The organism is Marinomonas sp. S3726 (assembly GCF_000967665.1).
Classification (GTDB): Bacteria; Pseudomonadota; Gammaproteobacteria; order Pseudomonadales; family Marinomonadaceae; genus Marinomonas.
On record NZ_JXYC01000009.1, the window covers coordinates 244,283 to 264,081 of the forward strand.

General features: G+C 39.7%; 22 protein-coding genes. 11 read left to right on the forward strand and 11 right to left on the reverse strand.

Annotation, left to right across the window (positions count from 1 at the left end; all coding sequences use genetic code 11):
- Nucleotides 1-84: 84 nt before the first annotated feature.
- Genes TW85_RS08670 through rpoE form a run of 4 tightly spaced genes read right to left on the reverse strand, consistent with a single transcriptional unit; the run spans nt 85 to nt 2,748 of the window.
- Nucleotides 85-549: a SoxR reducing system RseC family protein gene (locus tag TW85_RS08670; RefSeq protein WP_046016701.1), complete on the reverse strand. Its 465-nt coding sequence runs from the start codon at nt 547-549 to the stop codon at nt 85-87.
- Nucleotides 549-1,502, reverse strand: coding sequence for a MucB/RseB C-terminal domain-containing protein (locus TW85_RS08675; protein ID WP_046016702.1), 954 nt, complete (start codon nt 1,500-1,502; stop codon nt 549-551). Before TW85_RS08675 ends, TW85_RS08670 begins: the two co-directional genes overlap by 1 nt.
- A 12-nt stretch (nt 1,503-1,514) precedes the next feature.
- On the reverse strand, nt 1,515-2,159 hold the full coding sequence (locus TW85_RS08680; protein WP_046016703.1) for an RseA family anti-sigma factor: 645 nt from the start codon (nt 2,157-2,159) through the stop codon (nt 1,515-1,517).
- Nucleotide 2,160: 1 nt separating this feature from the next.
- Nucleotides 2,161-2,748, reverse strand: a complete 588-nt coding sequence (rpoE, locus tag TW85_RS08685; protein ID WP_046016750.1) for an RNA polymerase sigma factor RpoE — start codon at nt 2,746-2,748, stop codon at nt 2,161-2,163.
- 322 nt (nt 2,749-3,070) lie between these two features.
- Here rpoE and nadB point away from each other — a divergent pair, with 322 nt between their 5' ends.
- Nucleotides 3,071-4,672: an L-aspartate oxidase gene (gene nadB, locus TW85_RS08690; protein WP_046016704.1), complete on the forward strand. Its 1,602-nt coding sequence runs from the start codon at nt 3,071-3,073 to the stop codon at nt 4,670-4,672.
- Nucleotides 4,673-4,725: 53 nt separating this feature from the next.
- Here nadB and TW85_RS08695 read toward each other — a convergent pair whose 3' ends face one another.
- The 3 genes from TW85_RS08695 to TW85_RS08705 all read right to left on the reverse strand — a co-directional run bounded on the left by TW85_RS08695 (nt 4,726) and on the right by TW85_RS08705 (nt 6,057).
- Nucleotides 4,726-5,223, reverse strand: a complete 498-nt coding sequence (locus tag TW85_RS08695) for a hypothetical protein (protein ID WP_046016705.1) — start codon at nt 5,221-5,223, stop codon at nt 4,726-4,728.
- Nucleotides 5,195-5,470: a succinate dehydrogenase assembly factor 2 gene (locus TW85_RS08700; RefSeq protein WP_046016706.1), complete on the reverse strand. Its 276-nt coding sequence runs from the start codon at nt 5,468-5,470 to the stop codon at nt 5,195-5,197. Before TW85_RS08700 ends, TW85_RS08695 begins: the two co-directional genes overlap by 29 nt.
- Before the next feature lie 146 nt (nt 5,471-5,616).
- Nucleotides 5,617-6,057, reverse strand: a complete 441-nt coding sequence (locus TW85_RS08705) for a hypothetical protein (RefSeq protein ID WP_046016707.1) — start codon at nt 6,055-6,057, stop codon at nt 5,617-5,619.
- Nucleotides 6,058-6,336: 279 nt separating this feature from the next.
- Between TW85_RS08705 and TW85_RS08710 the strand changes: the two genes are divergently transcribed.
- Nucleotides 6,337-7,530, forward strand: a complete 1,194-nt coding sequence (locus TW85_RS08710) for a diaminopropionate ammonia-lyase (protein ID WP_046016708.1) — start codon at nt 6,337-6,339, stop codon at nt 7,528-7,530.
- 61 nt (nt 7,531-7,591) lie between these two features.
- On the opposite strand, the gene TW85_RS08715 is transcribed toward TW85_RS08710, so the two are convergent.
- The gene (locus TW85_RS08715; protein WP_046016709.1) at nt 7,592-8,080 is read right to left on the reverse strand and encodes an Lrp/AsnC family transcriptional regulator; all 489 of its coding nucleotides are present in this window, start codon (nt 8,078-8,080) and stop codon (nt 7,592-7,594) included.
- Nucleotides 8,081-8,271: 191 nt separating this feature from the next.
- On the opposite strand from TW85_RS08715, the gene TW85_RS08720 reads away from it, so the two are divergent.
- Genes TW85_RS08720 through TW85_RS08730 form a run of 3 tightly spaced genes read left to right on the forward strand, consistent with a single transcriptional unit; the run spans nt 8,272 to nt 10,679 of the window.
- On the forward strand, nt 8,272-9,114 hold the full coding sequence (locus TW85_RS08720; RefSeq protein ID WP_046016710.1) for an amidohydrolase family protein: 843 nt from the start codon (nt 8,272-8,274) through the stop codon (nt 9,112-9,114).
- A gap of 4 nt (nt 9,115-9,118) precedes the next feature.
- The gene (locus tag TW85_RS08725; protein ID WP_046016711.1) at nt 9,119-9,532 is read left to right on the forward strand and encodes a hypothetical protein; all 414 of its coding nucleotides are present in this window, start codon (nt 9,119-9,121) and stop codon (nt 9,530-9,532) included.
- Between the two features lie 40 nt (nt 9,533-9,572).
- A complete protein-coding gene (locus TW85_RS08730; protein ID WP_046016712.1) occupies nt 9,573-10,679 on the forward strand; it encodes a cytochrome c peroxidase in 1,107 nt (368 codons plus the stop codon).
- A gap of 87 nt (nt 10,680-10,766) precedes the next feature.
- On the opposite strand, the gene TW85_RS08735 is transcribed toward TW85_RS08730, so the two are convergent.
- The gene (locus TW85_RS08735; protein WP_046016713.1) at nt 10,767-11,402 is read right to left on the reverse strand and encodes a glutathione S-transferase family protein; all 636 of its coding nucleotides are present in this window, start codon (nt 11,400-11,402) and stop codon (nt 10,767-10,769) included.
- A 136-nt stretch (nt 11,403-11,538) separates the two neighbouring features.
- Here TW85_RS08735 and TW85_RS08740 point away from each other — a divergent pair, with 136 nt between their 5' ends.
- The 6 genes from TW85_RS08740 to TW85_RS08765 all read left to right on the forward strand — a co-directional run bounded on the left by TW85_RS08740 (nt 11,539) and on the right by TW85_RS08765 (nt 17,952).
- On the forward strand, nt 11,539-12,252 hold the full coding sequence (locus tag TW85_RS08740) for a thermostable hemolysin (protein ID WP_052702035.1): 714 nt from the start codon (nt 11,539-11,541) through the stop codon (nt 12,250-12,252).
- Between the two features lie 23 nt (nt 12,253-12,275).
- A complete protein-coding gene (locus tag TW85_RS08745) occupies nt 12,276-13,748 on the forward strand; it encodes an AMP-binding protein (protein ID WP_046016714.1) in 1,473 nt (490 codons plus the stop codon).
- Between the two features lie 144 nt (nt 13,749-13,892).
- The gene (locus TW85_RS08750; RefSeq protein ID WP_052702037.1) at nt 13,893-14,783 is read left to right on the forward strand and encodes a TauD/TfdA family dioxygenase; all 891 of its coding nucleotides are present in this window, start codon (nt 13,893-13,895) and stop codon (nt 14,781-14,783) included.
- A gap of 137 nt (nt 14,784-14,920) precedes the next feature.
- Entirely contained in the window at nt 14,921-15,733 is an 813-nt protein-coding gene (locus tag TW85_RS08755) for an SDR family oxidoreductase (RefSeq protein ID WP_046016715.1), read from the forward strand.
- 114 nt (nt 15,734-15,847) lie between these two features.
- Nucleotides 15,848-16,510, forward strand: a complete 663-nt coding sequence (locus TW85_RS08760) for a response regulator transcription factor (protein WP_046016716.1) — start codon at nt 15,848-15,850, stop codon at nt 16,508-16,510.
- Nucleotides 16,507-17,952, forward strand: coding sequence for an ATP-binding protein (locus TW85_RS08765; RefSeq protein ID WP_046016717.1), 1,446 nt, complete (start codon nt 16,507-16,509; stop codon nt 17,950-17,952). Before TW85_RS08760 ends, TW85_RS08765 begins: the two co-directional genes overlap by 4 nt.
- An 82-nt stretch (nt 17,953-18,034) precedes the next feature.
- Here the strand turns inward: TW85_RS08765 and TW85_RS08770 are convergent, their stop codons facing one another.
- Together TW85_RS08770 and TW85_RS08775 are read right to left on the reverse strand one after the other, a co-directional pair.
- A complete protein-coding gene (locus TW85_RS08770; RefSeq protein ID WP_046016718.1) occupies nt 18,035-18,469 on the reverse strand; it encodes a GTP pyrophosphokinase in 435 nt (144 codons plus the stop codon).
- Nucleotides 18,470-18,530: 61 nt separating this feature from the next.
- Nucleotides 18,531-19,289, reverse strand: a complete 759-nt coding sequence (locus tag TW85_RS08775; protein WP_046016719.1) for a transporter substrate-binding domain-containing protein — start codon at nt 19,287-19,289, stop codon at nt 18,531-18,533.
- Nucleotides 19,290-19,799: the final 510 nt, after the last annotated feature.

Sequence of the window (19,799 nt, forward strand, 5' to 3'; positions counted from 1 at the left end):
CACTTTTTTATTAAGTAAAAATTAAGTCTTAAGTAATATCCAGTTATTTTAAGGCTGTATTTTTAAAGCTTATAAAACAACTGGTTACAACTGTAAGACATCAATGTTTTGGATTGGTTTCGTCTTGATAGACAAAATTTTTGGTTGGAAGTCTGGATCATTCACATGCGCAAGGGACACTTTTCTTGCAAAGTACAAGCCCGTCGCTAAACCGAGAATGGAACCAATAGCAGCAAATATTGACTCATCACTGACTAAACTAGGTAAAACAGCACCTAAGACCAAGCCTAAAAGAGGTACTAAATACATCCATATAGAGGCTTTTAGTAAAGTATCTTCAGGGATACCTACAACCACCTCTTGACCAACTTGGCTAGCAAATGTATCACTCACCATCATACGCATACGATTACTTGAGGATACTTTTGCTATGGCATGATGGCCACATGCCGACTTTGCTTGGCAAGCCGTACAACTACTTGTACGAACTGTCTCTACTTCAGCAAAGCCGTCACTAACAGAAAGCACTATGCCACTTTCTTCTACCATTACTTTTGCCTCGGCATAATCACGGTAAGGAGTTTACGAATGGTCGCATCAGGTACTTCACCTACAGCCGTTAGCAAGAATGGAGAACCGTTCATCATGCTACTTTTCTCACCCGCAATAGTGGTACCCATGCTCATAATTGTGAGAGGTTTTTGTACGTTTGTCGCTTCAACAAAAATCGAAATAGATGTCATGCCATCTGACAATAGCATCATAGACGCTTTTTCATTTATTTGCCTAGCGCCACGCCATACAGGAGCAAAACCAGCAGGCAGCCAATCAAATACCCAGTCACTGGTCACAGACTTAGGTGTGACTTCAATCAGGTGTTCTGAATAAGTCCCCATACGAGGAACAAAGTCATTTTTAGTTAGATTTGGCGATACATTAAGCGAGGTAAATTGCACTCTATCCAACACTTTACCATTAGATTTTAAAGTATCATGTTTTAGCAAAAAGCCGGTTTCTATATCTAACCAAAACTCATGTCCATAACGGTATTGATCTCGTGGCCTTAGCTCTAGCTTTTGCGCACGACGGCCAGCAACCAAGCCTTTATCTGTCACAACAAAGTTATAGCCTTTTTGCAATCTTTCACCATTAAACTCTTTAAAGCGCTTAAAAGGTGCCGTGATAGGATCTGTATTGTTAGCAAAAGACATATTCGGATAAACACAGATGACACTGTCATCGATACGAATGACTTCGATTTTTTCTCCGTCTAAATCTAATAAGCTTTCATATTCAACACCATCAATAACACTGTGACGAACCTGCATGCTGTTCATCTGTGAATCATGGGAGCGAACAAACACCCCTTCGTAGCTCAAGGTAGAAAAGGCTTCAACCATACGGTTCATCAAACCTAATCCCGAAGCATTCTGTGCCGACACACTGTTCGCCAATAAGGCAACTAGTGTTATCGAAACTAAACCAATACGTCTTAAAACCATATAAAACGCACCTTACTTCTGCTCAACAGGATAACTAACAACACGAGCCATAGGTAACATACCCTGTCCTGACGCCATAGTTGATTGCTCAGCGTGTTGGCGTAAGTAGCTCTGCAGACGTTTGTTATCTATATCAATTTCAGCGCTCACTTGTTGTAACGGCTTAACATCTATTGGCAAAGCCAAACTTGGAGCTTGAGCCAAAGCGGGTGATTGCGTATTACTCTCACCCTCTAATAAGTAAGAACCACCACCAATCACAACAAATGCCACACTGGCAGCCATAGCAAGGCCAGACATGGTTTGCTTGAGAAAGTGTACTTTAGATTCTCTTGGCGCTTTCTCTTCTGTTACAGGCGCTGCCTGAGGAGCTTGAAATTGATCAAAAGACACCACGTTTTCACCTTGATTGGCATCTTCATCTTCTAATTTATCAATTCCTTCTCGCACTCTTGCAACTAAATCTGTCGCCAGATGATCCACTTGACTGTCTGAACTTAAAATTGAGCTGGTCAATGCATAGGCATGCATTTTCTCCTGCCACTCTTTTGCGTCCTGCTCTAAGATTTCATCAATCTCAGCTGCCTCACAGTGATCATCAAACAAGCTTGATAAGCTTTCAGCTAAACGATCATTCTGCTCTTGCTTGCTCACCATTTTACTCTCCCCCGCCCATAAAAGGACGAATGCGTTTTTCTATCGCATCACGTGCTCTAAATATACGTGACCGAACCGTTCCAACAGGACATCCCATTATCTGAGCGATATCCTCATAACTTAAACCATCAAATTCACGTAACCTGATGGCTGTTTTCAGCTCTTCAGGTAAATGCTCAATGGTTTCATAAATAGCTGCTTCAAGACGATCCTTGTTTAAGGTTGCGTCAGGCGTATCCACATCAGCTAAGGCATCAAATACCGTATATTCCTCTTCATCATCCAAGGCAACATCAGAACTTGGAGGTCGACGATTACGTCCAACCAAGTAATTTTTTGCTGTGTTAACAGCAATACGATATAGCCATGTATAAAAGGCACTGTCTCCACGAAAGTTACCAATCGCACGATAGGCTTTAATAAAACTTTCTTGGGCAACATCCATGACTTCATGTTTATCTGAAACATATCGTCCAATAAGGCCCATCACCTTGTATTGGTACTTTAAAACCAATAAATCAAAGGCTTTTTTATCACCATTTTGAACTCTTTCAACCAACTCTTGGTCGGAAGATGAACTGTGCTGCATAGGCACCTCATTCAAAACCATTATTTTCCAGCGCCTTTACAACCTTATTGTTATTGGTTGACCACTGGATCAATAACTAGTTCATATAAATTTTGACTAAAACCATCTAGCCAGTCACTTTAAAGAAAATTTAGGACAAAGTAATCCTAAGAAATAAGGACTAAATCGCCTTTATCAATTCAATCTCACTATTTTCAATCAAATTATTACTGCCCAGCTGCATAAAATTGCATCATCACGTCGTTTTCAAAACAGGCAAGTATTCCCATAGCGAGGTTAACAATAGTACCATTAATCTTTTACAGTTGAATTAGAACAAATAATGAGCCGTGAATATCAAACTGACATTTTAATCGTAGGTGCTGGCGCAGCTGGGCTTACCCTTGCTTTAGAGCTTGCAGATAAACACCAGGTTGCCATTTTAACCAAGGGTGATATTCACGAAGGCGCGACTTTATATGCCCAAGGGGGTGTCGCTGCCGTTTTATCCGACAAGGATACTGTCGACTCTCATATCAAAGACACCATGATAGCTGGTGCTGATTTGGGCGATACTGATGCAGTGCGCTTTACAGTTGAGCAATCTAAACAGAGTATTGACTGGCTGATAGAACAAGGTGTGCCTTTTACTCGTTATGAAGGCGGTGAACATTATCACCTGACAAAAGAAGGTGGCCACAGCCACAGACGCATTATTCATAGTGCAGATGCAACAGGCCAAGCCATCTCGAACACTCTTATCGACAATGCATCTAAGCACCCTAACATTACCTTTTACCCTGATCGCGTTGCCATAGACTTAATCACTAAACACAAGGTCAATCAGGCGAATCAAAGTGAAAATGAATGCATCGGCTTATACAGTTTGAACCATAAAACCGGTGAAGTAGATGTTTTCAAAGCCGCCAAAGTCGCATTAGCAACCGGCGGTGCCAGTAAGGTTTACCTTTATACCAGTAACCCTGATACCGCATCAGGTGATGGTATTGCTATGGCTTGGCGTGCTGGTTGTCGTGTAGCAAACATGGAGTTTAATCAGTTTCACCCTACCTGTCTTTATGACTCCAAAGCCAAAACCTTCTTAATTTCTGAAGCCGTTCGTGGTGAAGGTGGACGTTTATTACTACCTGATGGTAGTGCTTTTATGTCTCGCTTTGATGATCGTAAAGAGCTTGCTCCTAGAGACGTGGTTGCCAGAGCAATTGACCATGAGATCAAACGTCTAGGGGTAAATCATGTGCTGTTAGATATCACACATAAAGGCAGTGATTTTATAAAATCTCATTTCCCAACCATCTATGAGCGTTGCCTAAGTTATGGCTATGACATGACAAAAGAACCAATTCCTGTCGTGCCTGCAGCCCATTACACTTGTGGTGGCGTACTAGTTAATCAACAAGGACAAACAGATCTTGCCAACTTATATGCGGTTGGCGAAACCTCCTATACTGGCCTTCATGGGGCTAACCGCTTAGCCAGTAACTCACTATTAGAGTGCATTGTATATGCAAGGTCAGCAGCGCAAGACATTCTTAATTCAGGCGAACTTACTTACTACCCAGCGAGTATCCCAGCATGGGATGAAACTCAAGTAACTAACTCAGATGAAGACGTTGTGATTGCCCATAACTGGCATGAACTGCGCCGTTTTATGTGGGATTACGTAGGAATAGTAAGAACAGATAAACGCCTTATTAGAGCCAAACACAGAGTAGATTTATTACTGTCTGAAATCGACGAGTTTTATAGTAACTATAAGGTAAGTAATGATTTATTAGAGTTACGAAACCTTGCTGTGGTTGCCAAATTAATCATTAAATCTGCAATGACACGTAAAGAAAGCCGTGGTTTGCATTTTACGCTCGATCACCCAGATTTAGCGCAAGAATCTAGCCCCACTATACTCTCACCCTTTAAAGACTAACATTCAGTTTAGCCGTTTACTTATTTTTTTATCGAAAAGATAAAGCCTAATTATTAAGCTTTATCTTTTCCTGTATGACATTGGTAGGCGGCAAATGAACGTAAATAAGCGAACTCTTCTTTACTTAACATGCTGTGGTAAATACTAAGATAGGCTGGCTCAAACAAAGCACGCTTCAGCTTGGTCAGCCAAAAAGAAAACTTAAAGTAGCTCACCCAAGTACTTGATGTCGTCTGGATAGTGTCTTCTGGCGTTATTACCGCTAATAAACGCCAAGCATTAAAACTCTTAAACTCAACGTTATATCTGCCACTGTTAGTATCTAAAACAGCCTGATTTGTCTTAATACTAATGGCTCCTTGCTCAAGATAAACCAAGCGCCTTACAATGAGCAGACAAGTTACAGCCACAGCGTGGAATAAACTAAGCTCTAAATATAATTGGGGACTTAACCAGATATGACAAGCCAGTACCAGGCCCCAGCAAAAGCAGAGCCAAGGTACCGCTTCATAGAAAGAGGTTTTAAGCCTGGTAGTTTTCAGGCTGTACACGATCAAGAATAATCTTAACTATACGTGCAATATCAGGATCGCTAGGTACTTCTCGTTGCATAAACCAAACAAACATCTCTTGGTCTTCAACTTGAATTAGCTTGTAAAAGCGACGCTTATCATCATCGTCAAGCTTCTCAAATTCTTCTTCTAAAAAAGGCTCTAGCAAGACATCCAGTTCCAGCATGCCACGACGACAATGCCATTTTAGACGCTTAAATCCGATAGACTCTTCTGTTTCACTCATTGCTGCACCTCACTTTAAGTTGTCAGCATTATAACGTTTGAACTTAGATTGGAAAACTAAAGAAGATGAGTAAAGTCAGCAAACGAGAATACTTACTCACAATATGACTTGGATTTCCTTAGTTTTAAGAAGTTACTCAAACACAACTAGAAGTTCTTTAAATCACCTGTGAAAATTTTATCTCTCACACCTGTGTTACAGCCTTCTTCTAACTCAATGGTGCCACCTAAGCCATCATCCATCAGCAAACGCAAAGGCGCTTTCTCACCAGCCTCGTTAGTTTCATCACTCTCAACTATTGCAGCATGAAAGCCATCTTCGATAAGGTCTACTTGGTTATATCGCAAAGGGAAAGCAACGTCAGAATTGAATTCATAGGTAACGCCATCTCGCTCAACACGAATACAACTAAAGCTATAAACCTCTTTACTGGTCGTTTGAGGCGCTATCTCAGAATTAGTGCCATTTGCATCTATATAAGACACAGGTTGGTCAGTCATATTTTGAACATCAATGTAAAAAGTGCTCGAACATGCTGCCAAGGCAACAGCACTGGTCACAACTAATCCAATCTTGTAAAACAGCATTTCACTTTGTCCTTATCTCTATTATGTCGTATCACCATACCTAAAATAGATGATGGTATTTGCTGGTCATCATAAAAAAAAGCTCAGCACATGGCGAGCCTAGTTTTCATTTTCTTAATTTTTCTAAGGAACCTGCGAATAATCCTTCGCATTCAGTAAAAATGACAAAACCCCAGTGTCTTTAAAGAATATCCTTAAATCCATAGTCGAGATTACCGTTTCCCCGCATAGGCTTAACGTAATATTTATCCATCACATACGGCTAAGGTATTAAGTAACATGACAAGACTTGACGGAAAACTATCTCATTTTGCCAATCCATTGGCCCATAAAGATAACCAATATAGTGCTGAACAAAAAAACATCTTGAGTGTGGCAAATTCCATTTCTGCCATTGCCGATATCAAAACTTGGCCAGCCTATGCTGAAACGCCACTGCATTCACTCAGCCAATTAGCCACTGACATTGGTGTTGGCAGTATCTTCTACAAAGATGAATCACAAAGATTCGGTTTAAAAAGCTTTAAAGCTTTAGGTGGTGCCTATGCCGTCGCTTGTCAGTTACAACAGACACTCGCTAACAAACTAGGTTCAAAACCAAGTGTTGATGAATTATTAGATGGCAGCTTAAAAGCAGAACTTGCGCAAATAACCATTAGCTGTGCAACTGACGGAAACCATGGGCGCTCCGTTGCTTGGGGTGCACAAATGTTTGGTTGTGGCTGTGTTATTTACATCCATAAAGATGTATCTGAAGGCCGTAAGCAAGCAATGCAGGCTTTTGGTGCCGAAGTGGTTCGTATCTCGGGCAACTATGATGAATCTGTACGTTTAGCGGATAGCGAAGCCAAAGCACATGGCCGTATCATAGTGTCGGATACCAGCTATGAAGGTTATATGGAAATCCCAAAAGATGTCGCACTGGGTTATACCGTGATGTTGGCTGAGATTGTTGAGCAACTTGAAACTAAGATTCCTACTCATATCTTTATTCAAGGTGGTGTTGGTGGTTTAGCCTCAGCAGTAACTGGCTATTTCTGGGACTTATGGGGAGACAAACGTCCACGCATTATTATTGTTGAACCAGAGCAAGCCAACTGCCTTCAGTTAAGTGCTAAAGCGGGCAAACCAATCGTAGTTGATGGCAACCTAGAAACACTGATGGCTGGTTTAGCTTGTGGTGAAGTATCAGCTCTTGCGTGGGAAATTCTTAAAAATGGTGCCGATGACTTCTTAACATTAAGTGAAGATACCATAGCCCCAACCATGCAAATGCTTGCAAACAGCTTTGATGGTTTACCTTCTATCGAAGCAGGTGAATCAGCCGTTCCTGGTTTAGCCGCTACTATGCTAGCAAGCCAAGATAAAGATTTAGCCGCAGCACTAGGTCTAACTGATCAGAGTCAGGTGCTTGTTATCGGTACTGAGGGGGCAACTGACCCTGAACTATACCAACAGCTAGTACATGGCTAAGTCCTACTAACTGAAACAAAAAGAGGAGCTTAAACAAGCTCCTCTTTTTTGTGATTAAAGATTAGGTATTTAAAAGTACTGGGACACTCAAACCAGACTTAACTGAGTCCATAACCACATTGGTTTCAAAGCCTTTTACGTTATCATTGCCAAAGAAAACTTCACGGGTAAATTCTTCGTACTCTTCCATGTCTGCAGCGCTCACAAGCAGAATAAAGTCCGCACTACCGGTAACGTAATAGCATTGCTGAACAGACTTGTGATCACTCATGGCTTTTTTAAAACTATCTAACAGATCCATCCTTTCACACTCTAGCGTTACCTGTACGATCAAGCTAATGTTTTGCCCAACAGCTTTTGGATTCACAACAGAGATGTCTGCACGAATAATCTGCTGCTCTCGCATGCGTTTAATTCGACGCTGCACAGCGGCAGCAGATAAGCCAACTTGTTCGGCAATTTGATCCGAAGTGGTACGATTAGATTCTTGTAAAATATCTAGAATATGGCGATCAAAATTATCAATACCATTGGCTAATTGATTACTCATAAACAATTACTACCTTAGCTCAATACAAAGTGAATATAGAGATAGCATAACCATAGATGAGACTAACACCTAGAAATTCCTTCCTTATATAAGCTGATTCTTATGAAGAGTTATGCCGATCTGATTATTGATTTTATGTACTAGCTGTCTCATATTATAAAGACTCACTCTATAACTCTTCTAGGTATTCTATGCAGCAGTTTATGGTACCTGTTCTTTCTTTGCTGTTATTGTTAGCTAGTTTGAACCACACCGCATACGCGCAACCCCTTGTTTTACCTCTCGTTGATACACATATTCATTACAGTCATGATGCTTGGGATATGTTGCCACCAAAAAAGGCGGTACAAGTGCTTAAAGATGCGGGTCTTAAAAAAGCCTTTGTCTCAAGCTCTAGTGATCAAGGCACTCAATTACTCTACAAAGTTGCACCAGAGCTGATTGTGCCAGTTCTTCGTCCCTATCGAAAAAGAGGAGAACTCAGCACTTGGTTTAAAGATGAAAGTGTCATTGAATTATTGGAAAACAAACTTGCCACTAATACCTATGCAGGTATCGGAGAGTTCCATATTTTTGGAGACGATGCCAAGCTCCCCGTTATGCAAGCCGTCATTAGATTAGCGTCTCAGTATAAGATATTTTTACATGCTCATTCTGATACCGAAGCCGTTAAGTACTTATTCGATCAAAACCCAAATATTAAAGTGCTATGGGCGCATTCAGGCTTTGAACAACCTCATGTTATCGATGAGATGCTTGCTAACTATCCTAACTTATCAGCTGATTTAGCTTTTCGTTATGAACATTCATCAAATGGCAAAGTTCATGATGAATGGTTAGCTTTGTTTAAAAAGTATCCTTTGCGATTCATGCTGGGGACAGACACTTATGCTCCTGAGCGTTGGTATTATGTGATAGACCACGCTGATTGGTCACGAGAATGGCTTGCAACCTTACCCCAAGATTTAAAGCAAAACATTGCCTATAAAAATGCCCAGACTCTCGCCCAATGGGCTCTAAAAGATAAAAGGTAAGCCCGTGATAGCAAATAAATATCTGATCTTAGGGGCCAGCCTTTTAATCAACAGCGAATTAATCGCGGCCACAGATGAGAGCGAGTGCCACCAGCTTGACTCCCCATGGATCGCCATCACATCGGGCCAAGTTACCTTAAGTGCTAAAAGCCAACCAAGCACTATAAGTACCAGCGAACCTTTCAGTTTGTTTGTTTCAGTTTGCCAAGGCCTGCATCCCTATTCAGGTAAACTTAAATTCGACGCGCAAATGCCACTGCATAAACATGGTATGAATTACCAACCCAGCATCATTCAACTAGAAGAAGGTCGCTTTCTCATTCAGGGCAACTTATTACATATGCCAGGTCTATGGCAGTTTAGTTTTAGTTTAGAGTCTCACCCACAAGCACTATTTTATAACTATGATCTACCCTAGAGAAAAAGGAGTAATCACTAAATTAAAATGGCTTAGCTGCATGCTATTACTGAGCTTTTCCTCCTTTTCTCAAACTCAAGAAAGTATAAAATTCAGTCCAAATGAAATTGCAGTTATTAGCCAGTTTGGCCCCTGGCCACCCACTTCAAATATACCGGATTTAACCAATTCTCTTGATCAAGACCCTGTCGCTATTCAACTGGGTGAAACGCTTTTTTTTGATACTCGACTATCCGCTAATAACCAAGTTTCTTGTGCAACTTGCCACCAGCCAAAAAAAAGCTTTACAGACCAAAACCCGCTTTCAGCTGGGCTTGACCTAGGAACAAGAAATACTCCAAGCCTATTCAATGTTCGACAAAAAAATTGGTATGGTTGGGGTGGAGACATAGACACTTTATGGGGAGCCAGTATTAGAGCTTTGTTAAGCCCATTTGAAATGGGTATAAACATCAAAAAAGTAAGTACTTACTTGAAAATTAACGACTATAAATACAGAGATTTATTATCACACCAAAAATGGAAAACGGCACAAACAGATCAAGAAAAACTCGCCTTTCTCGGTAAATTATTAGCAAGCTATCAAGGTACCTTGATATCCCCAAAAAGTGAGTTTGATCTATTTAGAGAAGCCTTACTTAAACAGGATAAAGAGCAAATGTCTCGTTATAGCCAAGCCAAAATAAAAGGATTAAAACTCTTTATCGGAAAAGGAAATTGCCACTTTTGCCATAGTGGACCCCTCTTTAGCAATAACGAATTTGCGGATATTGGCATGAGTTATTTTGACCGTGAAGGCAAGGTAGATAAAGGTAGATATCAAGGCATTAAGAACCTTAAGAAATCTCCATTTTCAAGCCTAGGTATTCATAATGATGACACCAGCAATCAGAGTAAAACTTTAGCCAAACACGTGACATTAAAACATAGAAATTTTGGCGAGTTCATGGTGCCTTCTCTTAGAAACATAACCTTCACAGCGCCTTATATGCACCAAGGAAGTTTAGCCAATTTAGATGCGGTGATAGAGCACTATTCAAATATAGATGAGGAACGCCTACACACTGATGGTATCGCTATATTAAAGCCACTTAACCTGTCAGCAGAAGAAAAAGCAAACTTAAAAGCATTTTTAGAAAGCTTATAAAGTAAGAAAAAATTTAAATAAACTTTAAGTTATTCCTTACTCCTTTTCTTTCTCTATAGCGCTTCTTGTTAACTTTTTTGATCGCTTTTATTGATAATCCTGAAGGCTAAACCCTTCTTTCTCACACACATTAATCACGGCTTTTTGTTGCGCCATATAACGCAATTGCCTAGCAATATTAGGGTAAGCTAAAGGAGGCCTTTCTAGCTCATCAGCCCAAATGGCTAACATAAAAAAGTAGAAATCACAGACACTAATATCATCCCCTAAGAAAAAAACATGCTCAGACAAATGACTATCAATTTGCTTTAACAGCTGCCCTATTCGTGTTTCTTGATTTGCTAACAATGCCTGAGCTTGATCAGGCGATACATAACGTGAAGGATACTCAGAAATCATGATTTCAGCTTGTAATGTATTAGTTAAAAACATTAGCCACTGATAACACTTACCTCGCTTCACATCTTCAAAGCCTGGTATCAAACCCGCTTCAGAATAGCGTTCTGCAAGGTATAAACAAATAGCAGCACTCTCTGTGATGATAAGGTCATCTTTAACTAAGGTCGGGATTCGCCCTAATGGGTTTAAAGCTAAATATTCTGAACTTTTATGATGCTGTTTGTTACGGTCCAACAAAATAGCCTTAAAGGGCACCCCTATGGTTTGTAAGATAAAATGAGGAGCCATACTGGCATTAAGCGGGTAATAATAAAGCTGGTACATAGTAGATTTCCTTCTCTTGGCTATATCAAACTTACCGATTAATAGCCTCTTTAATTAAGTAATTCGTAATTTAAGTTTCATATAAGATTCATCTCATATTCTGCTCAACATACCAATTAGGAATGGATTATATGTCATGAGCAAACAAGACTTGAATAACATTAAACATCTAAAAAACCAAACACACTGGCCATTAACACAAGCTAGAATCAAAACAATTTCTCCTCAAGTTGATGGACAAATTCCACCTCAGGTAGTTAGACAAGAAACCAAGGTCCAAGCCATTAAAAAAGATGGCGCTAGCCGCCCTCAGGTCGAAGACTTTATTAAAAATATTTTTCGTAAACATCATGGCGCCGAACTCACTCATTTTGCCCCATCCTTACTCGCTATTTTTAATCAAGAAAATGACGTAGAGGCAGCCTTAGGCTATCGCTTAGCAAAAGAAGAACCACTTTTCTTAGAGCATTATTTAGACCAAAGCATTGAGTCTTTGGTCTCAAATTATATAGGTAAAAATATTGAAAGAAGCAGCATAGGTGAAACAGGCAATCTAGCCTCTTCCGATGCAAAAAGCTGTAAAGCCTTGTTTGCCTATACAGCAGACTATCTACACCAACAAGGTATTGAGTGGTTTGTATCCACAGGTACTGGTGTCATGCGAGTGGTTTATCGTCGCCTAGGGATTAAAGCCCATATTATTCATGATGTTGAAAAGTCTCGATTAGGTAAAGAACAGCATTCTTGGGGAAGTTTTTATGAAGATAAGCCCAAAATAATTTTAATTAATGTAGCGCAAGCAAGACAGCGATTTAGGGAACTTAAAACCCAAACAAACAGCAGCCACTAACCACTTTATCTCAAGGTCATATTATGAATTTTTTACTTAATACATTATCCCAACGCGCAAACAAGAAACCACAAGAAACAGCTATTGTGTCAGGGAAAACGACGCTAAATAATCAGGCTCTGTTTAATGCTGTAACCGAATTAGCCGATCAGCTAAAGCCTTTTCAATTCCAGTGCATTGCACTTTATATGGATAACTCAATTAATTGGGTCTTTGCTGATCTTGCCGCTATGTCGCTTGGTATTACTCTGATTCCTATCCCATTATTTTTTAGTAAAGGACAAATTCAGCACCTGATAAAAGATGCAGGAATTGAAGCAATTCTATGCCAAGAATTCGATTCTGAAATTTTTGCAATTCAAGAAAGGCTAACCTTAAGTCACGCTCAATTAGTGATCTTAAAAAATGATACCAAACTAGACAGCGGCCAGTTAAAGCAAGTTGCAAAAATCACTTATACCTCAGGCTCAACAGGGCAACCAAAAGGTGTTTGTCTCTCACTTGAGAATATAAAGAATGTTAGCCTAGCGCTCGCTAAGACAATTAAAGATCATGGCATTAAACGCCATCTTTGCATCATGCCATTAGCAACCTTGTTAGAAAATATTGCCGGTATTTATGTGCCATTAATGATGGAAAATAGCATTCAAATAGAACCTTTAAGTGAACTAGGATTCGAGCAAAGTTCACAGTTTAATCCTGAAAAATTCGCTCAAGCGATCGAGTGCTACCAACCTGACAGTTTAATTCTTTTACCCCAATTACTAAAAAGTGTGATTCAGCTAAAACAGACGACACCAAGCTTCTTTAACAGTCTTAAATTTGCCGCTGTAGGTGGAGGAAAAAGTGCTCAGTCAGCCCTAGAAAAAGCCCATGAACTTGGCATGCCTATCTATGAAGGGTATGGGCTATCTGAATGTGCAGCGACAGTCAGTCTGAATACACCTGATAACAATAAAGTAGGCAGTGTTGGCAAAGTATTACCTCATACGCAGGTACGTATTGATGAATCGGGTGAAATCATAGTTTCTGGTCAGGCTATGTTAGGTTATTTGCATCAAGATGACCTAAACCAAGGGCAAAAAAACAATGAGGTCCATACAGGAGATTTAGGTTATATAGATGATGATGGGTACCTCTATATTTCTGGTCGCCGCAAAAACCTTTTAGTCAGTAGTTTTGGCAGAAACATAGCCCCTGAATGGATAGAGTCGGAACTGATTCATTCAAATAATATCAAACAAGTTGCGGTTTTTGGTGATGCGAAACCTTGGCTAAATGCCATAATTACTGCAGATTTATCAACATCTAATGACCAAATCACCCTTACTCTAAACGAAATCAATCAAAGTTTGCCTGATTATGCCCAAGTAAAATCGTGGATTCGATCCGATGAAGCTTTCAGTACCCAAAACCAACTTTTAACAGACAATGGACGGATACGTCGTGATGCTATTTTTTCACACTATAAAGCAAGATTAGATGCCTTATATTAGCAAGTTAAAAGTAGAAGCAGAGAAATCTAAAAGAGTCTATTCATAGGCTCTTTTTTTAATTGGCAGTCGCTGATTTAAGACTCATTTAAGCTAAGCCGCATATAGTTTTCAGTAGGCTAACTGTTAATTATAAAAGGACTAAACATGCTTAATACTAGAAATAAGATAACCGCACTTAACCCCTATTTTTTAGTGTCTTCAAAAGAAAATGAATCAATCAAATCTCATCATCTCGCCCAAGCACAATTAGGATTAGAGGAACAAGGTTGGGCACTATTTAGAGGCTTTCAGCATAACCTAGATAGCTTTAACGAGTTAATATCACACTTTTGCCAACAGATAACATTTGATCCAGCCAGAGAGTTTACCACTAGTATGAGTCAAAAAGTGGATGCAGGTACTCAAGCGGTTGGTCTACATATTGAAAATGGAAACACTCCCTTCCCACCCTCTTTGGTAGCATTTTATAGTCAGAAAAGTGCCCGTCAGGGTTCTCAAACAACCCTGTGCGATGGTGTTTCTCTATACGAGGCTCTGCCTAAATCGATACAAGAGCGCTTTGATTCACCTATCAGGGTTACTCGAACCTTACCTGAATTACTATGGAAGGCCTATGTCCGTAATGAGCACCCAAAGCTAGCTGAAGGACAAGATGTGACAAAGCAGCATCTAGAGGACGTTCTTAAGATGGTTCCTGGTCAAGATGGCACACTGAATGCAAAAAGGGAGCTTGATTACAGTTTAAAGATAAACCCTTTATCAAAACATAATGGTAAAACTGCATTTGCTAATGCTCTGCTAGGCCCTTCATTTAATTACCAGAAACCCGTTTATCATCATGCTGATGGCAGCCTGATTAAGCAATCAGAACTAGATGTGCTTGCTGAATATGCAGAAGCCCACACCTATGAGCTCGATTGGGAGAATGGAGACATGATTATTATTGATAATACCCGCGTCATGCACGGACGACGTGCAATTCAAGGTAATCCAGATGAACGCCAGCTAGTCATTGCAATGGGAAGAAGCGTATGAATATTTGGCATTATTTTCTACAGCAAATAACAGAGTTTAATCAGTTTTATCTCACTTCCTTAAGCTTGATTTAAGGTTCGCCATTCATACTGGCACTATCACTTAAACACATAAACCAATAGCAATGAGGTAAGACCATGAAGATTGAAAAAACCAATGCAATCATTACAGGTGCAACAGGTGGTATTGGCCGACGCTTTGCACAACATCTCGTTGAGAATGGTGCTAACGTATTATTAGTCGCAAGAGATACACAAGCCTTGCTAGAACTAAAGGAAAAGTTGATTAATCAACAAGGTATAGACTCAAAACAAGTCACTATTTTTAGCTGTGACTTACTTGAAGAAGAGCAACGCAGTCGACTCATCTCATATATTGAAGATTCACCGACAGCAATAAATACGCTGATTAATAGCGCTGGTGATAACCAGTTCTCTTTTTTAGAAGACACTCCCGATAAAAAAATAGAACAGATTATCAAGCTAAATACTCTGACTCCTATCTTATTGAGTAAGGCACTACTGCCTCACTTAGAACAGCAAGACGATGCACAAATAGTAAATATAGGTTCAACTTTTGGCAGCATTGGCTATCCAGGTTTTAGTAGTTATTGCGCCAGTAAATATGCTCTAAGAGGCTTTTCTGAAGCGCTAGGTCGTGAGTTGTCCCAAACTAGCGTGAAAATAAAATACTTATCGCCTAGAGCAACGAATACAAGGCTGAGTACAGCCAATATTATCGCAATGAATAAAGAACTAAATGTTGCTATGGATTCACCTGATGAAGTTGCAGAGCAGCTTTTACGCTTACTTGATAGTGATATGCATGAATTGGCAATTGGCTGGCCTGAGAGGTTTTTCAGTAAACTTAACCAAGTACTACCAAACCTAGTAAGTAAGGCGATAAGTAAACAATTACCAACAATACGCCGCCATGCAGGTTTGGTTTAATGCAAGCCTAGCTAAGGAATAAGTAAGATATTTTCATTTCGATGTGCCAAGGGTGGCGTTCACATATGAAACCACCTAGCATAAATAAAAACTGTTTGAGATTAGATAATTAGCATGAGAGTTTTACTTGTAGAAGATGATGACCTGCTTGGTAAAGGTATCAAAAAATCCCTTACACGCGAAGGTTATCAAGTTGATTGGTTGATGGATGGAAAGCAGGGCTTAGCGGCCCTGCAAACAGAAAGCTTCGACCTTTTGTTACTCGATTTAAATTTACCAGGAATGGGTGGTCTTGAGCTACTAAGTGCGATCCGTAAACAGCAACTTAATACACCAGTGTTAATTTTGACTGCGAACGATAGTCTAGACGATAAAATTCAAGGACTTGATCTAGGGGCTGATGACTACTTACCTAAGCCATTTGAAATTGCCGAGTTAAAAGCCCGCATGCGTGCTTTAAGCCGCCGCCATCATGGTCATAGTGAGCCAACCATTGCTTTTGGCAGGCTTAATATTAACCCTGCTAGTATGCAAGTAACTCTTGATGGTAATGATCTTAGTTTAGGTAGACGTGAATTTACGCTTCTGATGGAATTTGTGAATCATCCAGGACAAATACTCTCACGCGCCAAACTTGAAGATGTGGTTTATGGTTGGGATGGTGATGTGGAATCTAACAGTATTGAAGTTCATATCCACCACCTCAGAAAGAAAATTTACCCAGAGTTTATCAAAACAGTAAGAGGAATGGGTTATAAGGCAGAAAAGCCAGCATGAGAAATAAGCCGAGTGAAGCGTCAAAAAAACAATATTCGATCAAGCGCTACTTAACCCTGAATTTAACCTTTTGGGCATTAGTTATGACCATAATACCTGCTCTCGTTGTTTATTATGAAGCAGGCCATGAAGTTGAAGAGATTTTTGATGCTAATCTTGCTCAGTCTAGTCGAGTACTAAAGGGGTTAATCACGAAAGAAAGCATCCATAACAAACAACAAACTCTAGATTCATTAAGCTTACAAGAGAGCTCGTCTAGCTCTTACTCTCATAGCTATGAACGCAAACTGGCGTTTCAGATCTGGGAAGAGAGCACTCTCATCATAGGTTCACCTTTTGCCCCTAATACATCACTGACAGACTTTAATGAAGGCTTTAGTAGCAAAGAAGTAGACGGAGACGAATGGCGTACATTTACCCTCTACTCCAAGTCTGATAATTGGTGGTTAGTGGTTGCAGAAGAAACCGAGATACGCCAAGAGTTAGTTAATGAAATAGTTCAAAGTAATCTAATTCCCATTCTTGTGTTTGTTCCGCTTCTCATCATTCTTGTTTGGTTTATCACAAAACGTGGTCTTATGCCGTTAAACAGGCTAAGTACAACTGTCAAAAAAAGGCACTATAGAAACCTTGAGAAGCTAGAAGATGAAAAAGCACCTCTTGAAGTAAATGAACTCTTGTTAGAGCTAAACAATTTATTTGATCGCTTAGATGAAGCTCACCAAAGAGAAAGGCGCTTTGTCGGTGATGCTGCACATGAATTAAGAACACCACTCGCCTCTTTATTAATTCATGCAGAAAATGCAATTGATGATAGCCTCATAGATCCTGACCTTAGCCAAGAACTAAAAGAGCAGAACCAAGCGGAACTTCAGACTAGCCTTTATAGTATGAAGAAAGGTATCTCTCGTATGACTCACTTGGTTAACCAGCTACTCGCTCTAAGTCGCACTGAAGGTCAACTGGATAAAGCCCAATTTGAAAACTTAGACATTCGTCTCTTATGTCATCAAGCAATTAGTTTTGAAGAAGATAAATTTGCACAGAAACAACAAACCTTTATCAAAGACGTTTGTACTAAAAGTATTAACCTAAAAGCAAACGCACCACTTATACAAAGTCTACTTCGTAATATTATTGATAATGCGGTTCGATACACTCCAGATCAGGGGAAAATTAAACTTAGCTGTCATCATGATGAACACAAACAAAATGTCATTATCAGTATTGCCGATTCAGGGCCAGGCGTTGAGGCAGAGCTAAGAAGCAGAATAAAAGAACGCTTTTTCCGGGTAGTCGGATCGGGGCAGCAAGGTTCTGGGCTAGGTTTGTCCATCGTCGATAAGATAGTACAAATTCACAATGGCACTTGGGACCTTGATGAATCTGAATGGGGCGGCCTACTAATCGAATTTAAATTCCCTGTTTCAATCAATGGTTAGCAAATTCAAAAAGCTTAAATGCTAGTGGTTTTTAACTCTCAATGAAATTAAGATCACTAGCTCTAAACCTTTCATTAACTAATTAACTCAACAAGAAAGCTTTCGCTTTTTGATATTTTTCAACACGTTGAATATCTTTTTCAGTCACCTGATTTAATCTAGATAAGTCCATATTATCCTCAAGATCAGCAAGCTTCACACGACAAGCTAGCGGGTTAGACTTAACTTGTATCAGATACTTTTCATAAGCAATGGAGACACCCTTACTATCAAACACTTTAGTCAATGCAATCACAGCATCAACAAGATCACAACTTATCCCTTCAGCTAATAAGTCCTTAGCCGTATAAGAAGAATCTTCAAGTACATCATGTAATAGAGCGACGATGCGCTCAGCGTCATTCGACATTTTCCCCATAATGCGAAGAGGATGTAAAATATACACTGCACCAGCTTTGTCTACTTGGCCTTTATGAGCATCTAAAGCAATGCTAATGGCTGTTTCAATTTGGGACATACGTGATAAGGCTCAAACTAGAATAATCAATGAAGTAACGTTTTCAAAACCATAAGCAAGCTTAATCATTTTCCAATGATAACGCTGTATTTATCTTTTTAATCTCAGTGTAGCTATAAGGTAGATAACGTGAGTAAATACTATCCATAGCACCATCTTTAATCATCTGAGCTAATACTTGGTCAAAGGCGGCTGCAAGTTTTCTATTATCCGGACTAAAGCCAAGATAATAGGCTTCAGAGGTCACGACAGGTTTAAGTGACTTAACGGCAACATTCACTTTCGACGCCACTTTCAAGGCAGTTGATGTATCGGCAAAAACATAATCAAAACGTCCCTTTTTTAGCATAATAAACATGTTTTCTTCATTGTCTGCTTCAAAGGTTTTCCATTCATGTTTTTTCGCGATTTTCAAATAGCTGGTGTAACCTCTCGGTACTCCCATTAACTGATTTTTTAGTGAACCAGCAGAATATGTATCCTCATAGAAATCCTTACGCACATATATTGCAAGTTGGTTATAACTTATTGCCAAGTCTCCAGTGATAATAGGCTGGTTATGAGTACTTGTATCTATAACAGCATCAATATCATTAGTCTGCACTTGCTTTAAACAACGGCTCCACGGCAAAACCAACAATTTATACTCTAGTTGTAAACGGCTGAATGCTTCAGCAATCAGTTCAATCGAATAACCTTTCGTAAGTTCGCCATTTTCGACAATTGTCGAAGGTGGAAAGCTTGCACCACATATTGTTATTGTTTGAGAGCTGATGAAATGAGGATGGAAGAAAATTAGCAGTGTTAAAACGTATTTCACCTTTCTCACCATAAATGAATCTAGATTCATTCTTTATAGATTGAGATGAGTTACAAAGCTACTAAAAAATGTCTCTGAGATTTGAAGCTATTAGTAACTCGCTAAGAGAGGTAGAGTAATTAGCATATTAAACAACTCTGCGTGGTAATGCATAGTCTTGAGTTCTGCCTTAAATATGACGAGTAGTATTAAGCTCATAGCCAGTAAAGCTGGGAGTATGCATTCCCTTGGAGAGACATGCGAACGAGAGGTGGACCATGACCACTTTGTACTTCTTGGGTTGGAATAGGAAGCGGGATGGAATCATTAACAACCCAGTGGTTATCAAGAAACGTTAACCACGAGATCTACTCTAGTATTAAAATGTCGTTTAGAGGGGCACCTTAGTTCTAAGGTGCAGCAGAGCTGGCGAGTATGCATTCCCACGGAGGACAGACTGTGAAAGTATTCTTGTTATAGTATGTCGATAGTCCTGAGTTAGGTTGATTATCGTCATTATGAACAAAAGCT

What these genes read in the sequence shown, in the direction of transcription:
- TW85_RS08740 (WP_052702035.1), top strand. Translation starts at nt 11,539, where the DNA reads ATGAGCAAACAAGACTTGAATAACATTAAACATCTAAAAAACCAAACA.
- rpoE (WP_046016750.1), bottom strand. Translation starts at nt 2,748, where the DNA reads ATGCAGCACAGTTCATCTTCCGACCAAGAGTTGGTTGAAAGAGTTCAA.
- TW85_RS08750 (WP_052702037.1), top strand. Translation starts at nt 13,893, where the DNA reads ATGCTTAATACTAGAAATAAGATAACCGCACTTAACCCCTATTTTTTA.
- TW85_RS08720 (WP_046016710.1), top strand. Translation starts at nt 8,272, where the DNA reads ATGCAGCAGTTTATGGTACCTGTTCTTTCTTTGCTGTTATTGTTAGCT.
- TW85_RS08770 (WP_046016718.1), bottom strand. Translation starts at nt 18,469, where the DNA reads ATGTCCCAAATTGAAACAGCCATTAGCATTGCTTTAGATGCTCATAAA.
- TW85_RS08755 (WP_046016715.1), top strand. Translation starts at nt 14,921, where the DNA reads ATGAAGATTGAAAAAACCAATGCAATCATTACAGGTGCAACAGGTGGT.
- TW85_RS08735 (WP_046016713.1), bottom strand. Translation starts at nt 11,402, where the DNA reads ATGTACCAGCTTTATTATTACCCGCTTAATGCCAGTATGGCTCCTCAT.
- TW85_RS08700 (WP_046016706.1), bottom strand. Translation starts at nt 5,470, where the DNA reads ATGAGTGAAACAGAAGAGTCTATCGGATTTAAGCGTCTAAAATGGCAT.
- TW85_RS08715 (WP_046016709.1), bottom strand. Translation starts at nt 8,080, where the DNA reads ATGAGTAATCAATTAGCCAATGGTATTGATAATTTTGATCGCCATATT.
- TW85_RS08705 (WP_046016707.1), bottom strand. Translation starts at nt 6,057, where the DNA reads ATGCTGTTTTACAAGATTGGATTAGTTGTGACCAGTGCTGTTGCCTTG.
- TW85_RS08710 (WP_046016708.1), top strand. Translation starts at nt 6,337, where the DNA reads ATGACAAGACTTGACGGAAAACTATCTCATTTTGCCAATCCATTGGCC.
- TW85_RS08670 (WP_046016701.1), bottom strand. Translation starts at nt 549, where the DNA reads ATGGTAGAAGAAAGTGGCATAGTGCTTTCTGTTAGTGACGGCTTTGCT.
- TW85_RS08760 (WP_046016716.1), top strand. Translation starts at nt 15,848, where the DNA reads ATGAGAGTTTTACTTGTAGAAGATGATGACCTGCTTGGTAAAGGTATC.
- TW85_RS08730 (WP_046016712.1), top strand. Translation starts at nt 9,573, where the DNA reads ATGCTATTACTGAGCTTTTCCTCCTTTTCTCAAACTCAAGAAAGTATA.
- TW85_RS08745 (WP_046016714.1), top strand. Translation starts at nt 12,276, where the DNA reads ATGAATTTTTTACTTAATACATTATCCCAACGCGCAAACAAGAAACCA.
- TW85_RS08765 (WP_046016717.1), top strand. Translation starts at nt 16,507, where the DNA reads ATGAGAAATAAGCCGAGTGAAGCGTCAAAAAAACAATATTCGATCAAG.
- nadB (WP_046016704.1), top strand. Translation starts at nt 3,071, where the DNA reads ATGAGCCGTGAATATCAAACTGACATTTTAATCGTAGGTGCTGGCGCA.
- TW85_RS08675 (WP_046016702.1), bottom strand. Translation starts at nt 1,502, where the DNA reads ATGGTTTTAAGACGTATTGGTTTAGTTTCGATAACACTAGTTGCCTTA.
- TW85_RS08680 (WP_046016703.1), bottom strand. Translation starts at nt 2,159, where the DNA reads ATGGTGAGCAAGCAAGAGCAGAATGATCGTTTAGCTGAAAGCTTATCA.